Below are 6,259 nucleotides of genomic sequence, written 5' to 3'. Positions count from 1 at the left end.
CACTCGCTGCACGCCGTCGCGGACCTGACCCTGGCCAGCGCCGAGCACGCCCGGTTCAAGCAGACCGACGCCGACGTCGGTTCGTTCGACGGCGGTTACGGCTCCGCCTACCTGGCCAAGCAGGTCGGGCAGAAGTTCGCCCGGGAGATCTTCTTCCTCGGCCGGACCTACTCCGCCGAGCAGATGCACCACATGGGCGCGGTGAACGAGGTCGTGCCGCACGCCGAGCTGGAGGCCACGGCGCTGCAGTGGGCGACGGAGATCAACGGCAAGTCGCCGACCGCACAGCGGATGCTGAAGTACGCGTTCAACCTGGCCGACGACGGGCTGGTCGGTCAGCAGCTGTTCGCCGGGGAGGCGACCCGGCTCGCATACATGACCGACGAGGCGGTCGAAGGGCGCGACTCGTTCCTGCAGAAGCGGGAGCCGGACTGGTCGCCGTTCCCGTGGCACTACTGACGGTCGCTGCTCGTTGATCGACACCCTTACCGGGGAGCGATCACAGGGCTGTAGCGAGGAAGTTGTTGATCAGGGCGTTGACCTGCAGTGGGTGCGTCAACGGGGGTGAGTGCCCCGCCCCGGAGACGACATTCATCTCCGTAGCTCTGGGGAGCCTTGTCCGCATCTGGTTCTGCCGCTCGATCGGGATGGAGTGATCGTGCTCGCCGGCAACGACAAGCGCGGGGGCACCGATCTCCGCGAGGCGGTCGGTCACGTCGTCCCTCTGCGTCAGACAGTCGACAGGCGGGCCGAGAGGAATACCCCTCTCGGCCCAGGTCCGTTCCCACAGGCGCGCGGTCGGATGCTCCCCGATCACCTGGGACGCAAGCGCAGTCGCGATCTCTGGTGTGGTCCCAACTCTCTCGATGGCGGCGAATAGCTCGTCGTAGACTCGGGAATCGTGCTCGTCCAAAGAGCCAGCCTCGGTATCGAACAACAGAAGCGCAGTTACTCGGTCCGGCGCTAGAAGCGCGGTACGCAGAGCAATAAACCCACCTTGTGAAACACCTCCCACGACTGCACTTCGGATGTCAAGAGCGTCCATGAGCGCGAGCTGAATCTGGGCGAGTTCCCAGAATGAGAAGGCCGCGGTGCCGACTGGGCTATCCCCGTGGCCGGGCGCATCCCAGGTGATGACGCGGTATCGGGGGGCGAGGTCCTCTTGGCCTGCGAACATGGTTCGGTCTAGGGCGAAGCCGTGAGCCAACAGGATGGGTGTGCCTGATCCGCCGGTGTCATCGAAGCCGATGTTGCGGTCTCGCAGATGCAGGACCGAGCGCCTGGTCAATACTCCCCCTCAAGCACAGCGAACGAGCCTGAGACGGGGTGATGCAGGTAGCTCGCTGCCTGCATCACGTCCCAGGCGAGCCCGTAGACCCGGACCCAGCGGGCGCAACGATAGCTGAGGCGTCTCAGACTGAGGGGCTGCGTGGATCACGCCACACTCCCCTACAGTGCCTGACCAGGCGCCCAGCAAGATGTCGCCTGGAGAAGGTCTTTCCTGCGACGCCTCCACTTCGAGGCTCGCCGAAGTGCCCCGCGCATGGCGGCCGCGCGGATCCTCAGGATTCGTCGACACCCATGGGGCCCACATCCACACCCAGATAGAGCTGGAGCGAGCTCGCTGGATTTGGCCACTTCAAAACCTGGGCACGTAGGTGCAGAACTGTGCCCCGATCCAGATCTCGCACGAGCATCTCTTCTTTATGGCGACCCAGCGCAACACCACCCTCCGTCCACATCCGGCGGAACTCGGAGGACCGGGACAGGCGTTGAATGAGATCGGTACGGTCCACCCCGTTAAGATGATTTCCGACCATCAGGCCGCGCAACCAAGCGACAGTTAGTTGCGCCTCGCGCTCCCACTCCACCATGATATGGCGACTTTCGGGCACGAAGAAGAACCATAGAAGCACATTGGAAATCGTCGGGTCATCGATGTGTCGATACACCCGAGTGTAGGCAGAATTCGGATACAAGACATTCCAGGCGTCGTCGACGAAGCTACTCAAAGCGGGGACGAGATTATCGACGTATGCCTTGTTCGCAGGCGTGATCGTTTCTGCTGAGGGCCTTGGCTCGCAGCAGGTATCGCGTCGGTGGGTACGCAGATCGTGCAGATGCTGTCGCTCGGCATCGGTAACCTCCAGGGCATCAGCAAGACTCTCGACCAACTCGAACGAAGGGGAGTGAGCCTCCCCCTGCTCGAGCTTGGTGATGTAGCTGATGCCGCGACCGGCGAGAGTTGCGAGCTCGGCCCGGCTCATCCCGCCGCCCCTGCGATGCCCACTGGGGGCGCGCTCGCGAAGCTGCCGAAGAAACGACCCAAACGAGGGGAGCTCGAGCGCGGGCTGTGGAGCGGGCCGGTCATGCCCCAGAGGCCCGGGGTCAAGGGGGCTCGTTGTCAAACCGATCCTCTCCTCACACGAGACTTGTCAATTGACGCTCTCGTCCGGCACGACGCCAGATGTGGCATGGGGCGGACATTATGGCATGAAACGTGCAAAGTGATGTGCGTCACTTTCGGGGCATTCAGGGCCTTGTTAAGGCACCACGCTGGGTGGTGAACGATCCAGTCAAGGACGTTCGTCTCGGGGCTCCCGTGTGTCTCGCCTTCACGCTCGTGGCTCCACCTAGCTGGGCAGACGTGGATCCGAGGGTTGCGGCAGGCAAGCCTGCGGCGATCCGCCACTTGGAGTAGTGACGACCCCTCGGAGGGGTACCTCTGCGAAGGGTAGCCCCAGTGAGGATCGTTGCGAAACGGGAGCAACGTCGGGCTTCATGCGTCCCGTCGGAGTTGCGGAGACGGGCGCTGAAGGGGATCAGGTGACGGGCTTGCAGATGCAATTGCATGCGACTCGCGCTGTTGCGGGCACGTCGCCGACGCGCCCGTTGCCCGACATTTGCAGTCAGCGAGTCACGTACCGACGACTGAGTAGGTCGCGGCGTATCGAATTCGAAGACGGGTTGAACTGCGGCACGCTCGGAGTGGACAGATGACGGACCTGTGTACCGACCAGCGAGTTTCCGCACCTGCTGCACAACCGAGTCGGCTTGCTGTCCTGGAACCGCGAGTGGTCAAGCAACGGAGGTTGTGGGATCTGATGCGTAGACAGGAAGAACTGGGCTGCCTTGCCCGACAGGTCCTCGCTCACTCCCAGGATGAACTCCCGATCCAGGCGACGGTCTGCCCGACCACAGCGAACGCCCGGCTCCACCGCGGTGATCCCGCCGCGGAGGACGGCGGCGCTGCCGAACCGAAGCCGACTGCGGCAACCGGCCGCCCGTACGCGCTCGACCTGCTACTGCTCCGGGAGCAGGCCCGCCATCACAGCGAGTGGGTCGCTACCCGAGCCGAGCTCGCCGACCTGCTCCACACGCGGTCGACCCCGCTGGTCCCGCGCCTAGAACAAGAGCTTACGGCCCTGGTGACAGCGGCCGTTGAAGCACTTGGCGCGCTCCACGAAGTAGGCAAGACCACCGACCATCCGGCGGACGCTGAGGCTGCGACACCGTGGCTGGCTTCGGCGGCGGAGTCCCTACGGAGGGCACTGACGGTCGACCTTGCGCTGCAGGCACGACTCCTGCTCAGCTCAGCGCAGCAGGTGCAGGAATGACCAGCGGTCAGCGCGTGTGCTCGGATCAGGTCTACTCCGTGCTGGGAGGGTCCCTCACGGAGTCGCCGGACCGGCTCATCGGCGCGTTCGCGAGCTCCACACCCGAGCGCAACGCGGCGGGCGATTTCGTGAAGAACGACCTGATCGCTGCGGCGGTCGATCTGCTGCTGGCAGCTCAGCGGGCGTCGGTCCTAGCGAGTCCTGAGGCGTTGGCCGAGCCCGCTGCACGAGTTCGGCGGGTCCAGGCAGTCCTGAGCGAGCTGAGTGAGCACCTCGGATGAGACCACGGCGCGGCCAGGCCGCTGAGATGTCTCGGGCGACACGGCGCGTCGCTCCACCTTGTAACAGCTACCTGCTGCCAGGATGTGGGGCATGAGCGAACGCCGGCGCGGTCGCAACGGGGCCAAGAAGCGCTACAAGGGACCACGGGAGCTGGTCGGTACCCGCGTGCCACCGCAGTTCACCGACCGAGTCGACGAGGCCCGAGGCGACCTGGGGCTGACGCGCAACGACTACCTCTTCGCGGCACTGGTCGTGGCCATCGAGAACCCCGATGCCATCCGTGCCGCAGCAGCCACGCTCGAGGACATGTTGCCGCAGCGGCGGACGAGCCCCGCGAGCGAGCAGCTTGCGATGGCTGGTTCCGACGACGAGGAGGACTTCGCCCGGACAGCGTGACGCGACCGCTTCGACGAAGCGGCACACGACAATCGAACATCCGGGCTGAGTGCATACCCCTGTAATGCGCTAGGGCCCGTCCCTCCGGCCAGAGGAACGGGCCCAACGTAACGGGGTTCGGAGCGCCAACTCCTACACCCAGCCCCTCCCAGAAGGGAGGCGCAACGCTTGCCTGCGCGCTCTCATAGTAGCGCGCGTCCCGAAGTTCGCACAGCACCATCGCGCTGTGCGTCGCCCGAGCCGACCCCCTACACGGGGTCCCGGGCCGCCCTGCAGCCCGTCCTGCCTCTACCGGCGGGGCTGCCGACGTCGTGGCCGACCCATCTGGAAGCAATCGTGCTCCCCCAGATGTGCGTCAGCTGCCGGCGACGCTCCGGGATCGCGCGCAACACCCCGCTCCGGTCGATCGTCTGCGCGCCGTGCTGGTTCGCCGGCGGCTGTGACATCTCCCCGTCCGAGCTCACCACCACAGCCGCCGACACCAATGCCGTCGACGAGCTGCTCACCGCCGCCGAGACGTTGCTGCCGCGTACCGCGCTGGAGTGGTACCGCGCCCTGCTCGGCTCCACCTGGTACCAGCACGTCCGCCGGGACGCCGCCCAACGGCTGCGCGGCCTGCTCGAAGAACTCGCCCGCCGCGCCGACTGGACCACCCACAGCAGCTGGCCCACCTGGCAACGCCTCCAGCACGCCAGCGGCTGGCGACGCAGCAGCACCGCCCGCTGGCTCGCCGAACTACAACGCCAGGGCTGGCTACTTCGCATCGAGGGCGGCACCACCCCCCAGTACCGGCCCCTGGCCCTGCAACACCTCTCCGGTAACCGGGCCGCGGTCTACCAGCTGCGCGTCCCCGCCTCCGAAGCCGCCCAACGGGCGATCCCCACCACCCCGGACCCGACCACCCCGACCCCCGACGCCGGCCCCGCACCGACCGCTACAGACACAACTTGGACCCCAACCCACCCACCTACAGATCTTTCAAAGACTTCTACAGGGGTTCCTACACGCGCGAGGGCGCGCGTCCACAGTTCCCAGCTCAGCCCACCTTCCCGAGGCGATGGAGGCCCTCACGGGCCCGGCCAGGACGAACAGCAGGGCGGCCATTTCGACCACCGGGTCCCGGTCACCCCCGCCGAGATGCTCGCCGCGGCCGCCGAGCTCCGCACCGACCCCGCCCTGCGCCGCCTGACCCCACGCTGGATCCGCTCCATCACCCGCCCGTACTGGCAAGCCGGATGGACCAACAACGACCTGCGCTACGCCCTCGACCACCGACCCACCCACGACGGCCCCGCACGCCCCGCCCACCGCTGCCCCGCCCACCAACTCCGCCACCCCGACGGCTGGCTACGCCACCGCCTCAGCTGGTGGCACGACTCCAACGGACCCCTCGTCTCCCCCACCGTCGACCGCCGTCAACGCGACACCACCGCACACACCCACGGCCACGCCGCCGCCCACCGCCTCCCCTACGGCGCCACCGACCTGCACCCCACCAACCTCGCCGCCACCCCCGACGAACGCACCACCGCCGCCTCCCAACTCGTCCGGAACTGGGCCAGCGAGTTCCACGCCCGCCGCAACGCCCCCCGCCCCGACGCCGACGTCGCCACCCCCCAGAGCCGCACCCACCACCTCAACCAGATCACCAAGACCCTCCACCAAGGCCGAGACACACACCCGATAACCCAGCCCCAGCCCGCCCCGACCAGCCCGACCCCACCGCCCGAGCCCACCACCGGCAGCGCACACGAACGCGCCCTCGCCCGCGCCCGCGCCGAACGCCACGGACCACGCCGAACCCCCCGCCCCTTCCGCGCCCGGAGGTTCCGATGACCGCCCAACCTCTCGACACCACCGCCCCCACCCGCGGCACCTTCGATCGGCAGCCGCCGCAGGATCTCACCGCCGAGCAGTCGGTGCTGGGCGGGATGCTCCTGAGCAAGGATGCGATCGCCGACGTC

The 6,259-nt window shown here is 67.2% G+C and carries 7 protein-coding genes; 5 read left to right on the top strand and 2 right to left on the bottom strand.

Features of this window, described 5'->3' with window-relative positions:
- Positions 1-459: enoyl-CoA hydratase-related protein (locus AB0J24_RS28580; protein ID WP_358686964.1), on the top strand; the 459-nt coding region annotated here is incomplete at its 5' end.
- A 40-nt stretch (positions 460-499) separates the two neighbouring features.
- Here the strand turns inward: AB0J24_RS28580 and AB0J24_RS28575 are convergent.
- Together AB0J24_RS28575 and AB0J24_RS28570 are read right to left on the bottom strand one after the other, a co-directional pair.
- Positions 500-1,288, bottom strand: a complete 789-nt coding sequence (locus AB0J24_RS28575; protein WP_358686962.1) for an alpha/beta hydrolase — start codon at positions 1,286-1,288, stop codon at positions 500-502.
- Between the two features lie 274 nt (positions 1,289-1,562).
- Positions 1,563-2,378, bottom strand: coding sequence for a helix-turn-helix domain-containing protein (locus AB0J24_RS28570; RefSeq protein WP_358686965.1), 816 nt, complete (start codon positions 2,376-2,378; stop codon positions 1,563-1,565).
- A gap of 696 nt (positions 2,379-3,074) precedes the next feature.
- On the opposite strand from AB0J24_RS28570, the gene AB0J24_RS28565 reads away from it, so the two are divergent.
- The 4 genes from AB0J24_RS28565 (at position 3,075) to AB0J24_RS28550 (ending at position 6,131) form a co-directional block, all read left to right on the top strand.
- Positions 3,075-3,617, top strand: a complete 543-nt coding sequence (locus AB0J24_RS28565; protein WP_358686961.1) for a hypothetical protein — start codon at positions 3,075-3,077, stop codon at positions 3,615-3,617.
- Positions 3,614-3,898: a hypothetical protein gene (locus tag AB0J24_RS28560; protein WP_358686959.1), complete on the top strand. Its 285-nt coding sequence runs from the start codon at positions 3,614-3,616 to the stop codon at positions 3,896-3,898. The genes AB0J24_RS28565 and AB0J24_RS28560 overlap by 4 nt, the downstream gene beginning before the upstream one ends.
- A gap of 91 nt (positions 3,899-3,989) precedes the next feature.
- Positions 3,990-4,295 carry a hypothetical protein gene (locus AB0J24_RS28555; protein ID WP_358686958.1) on the top strand — a complete coding sequence of 102 codons (306 nt, stop codon included), beginning with the start codon at positions 3,990-3,992 and terminating at the stop codon, positions 4,293-4,295.
- 336 nt (positions 4,296-4,631) lie between these two features.
- Positions 4,632-6,131 carry a hypothetical protein gene (locus AB0J24_RS28550; protein WP_358686957.1) on the top strand — a complete coding sequence of 500 codons (1,500 nt, stop codon included), beginning with the start codon at positions 4,632-4,634 and terminating at the stop codon, positions 6,129-6,131.
- Positions 6,132-6,259: the final 128 nt, after the last annotated feature.

This window comes from Pseudonocardia sp. NPDC049635, from assembly GCF_040659795.1.
In the GTDB taxonomy this organism is placed as follows: domain Bacteria; phylum Actinomycetota; class Actinomycetes; order Mycobacteriales; family Pseudonocardiaceae; genus Pseudonocardia.
The sequence above is the reverse complement of the archived record's forward strand: the minus strand, read 5'-3'. Positions and strand labels throughout refer to the sequence as shown.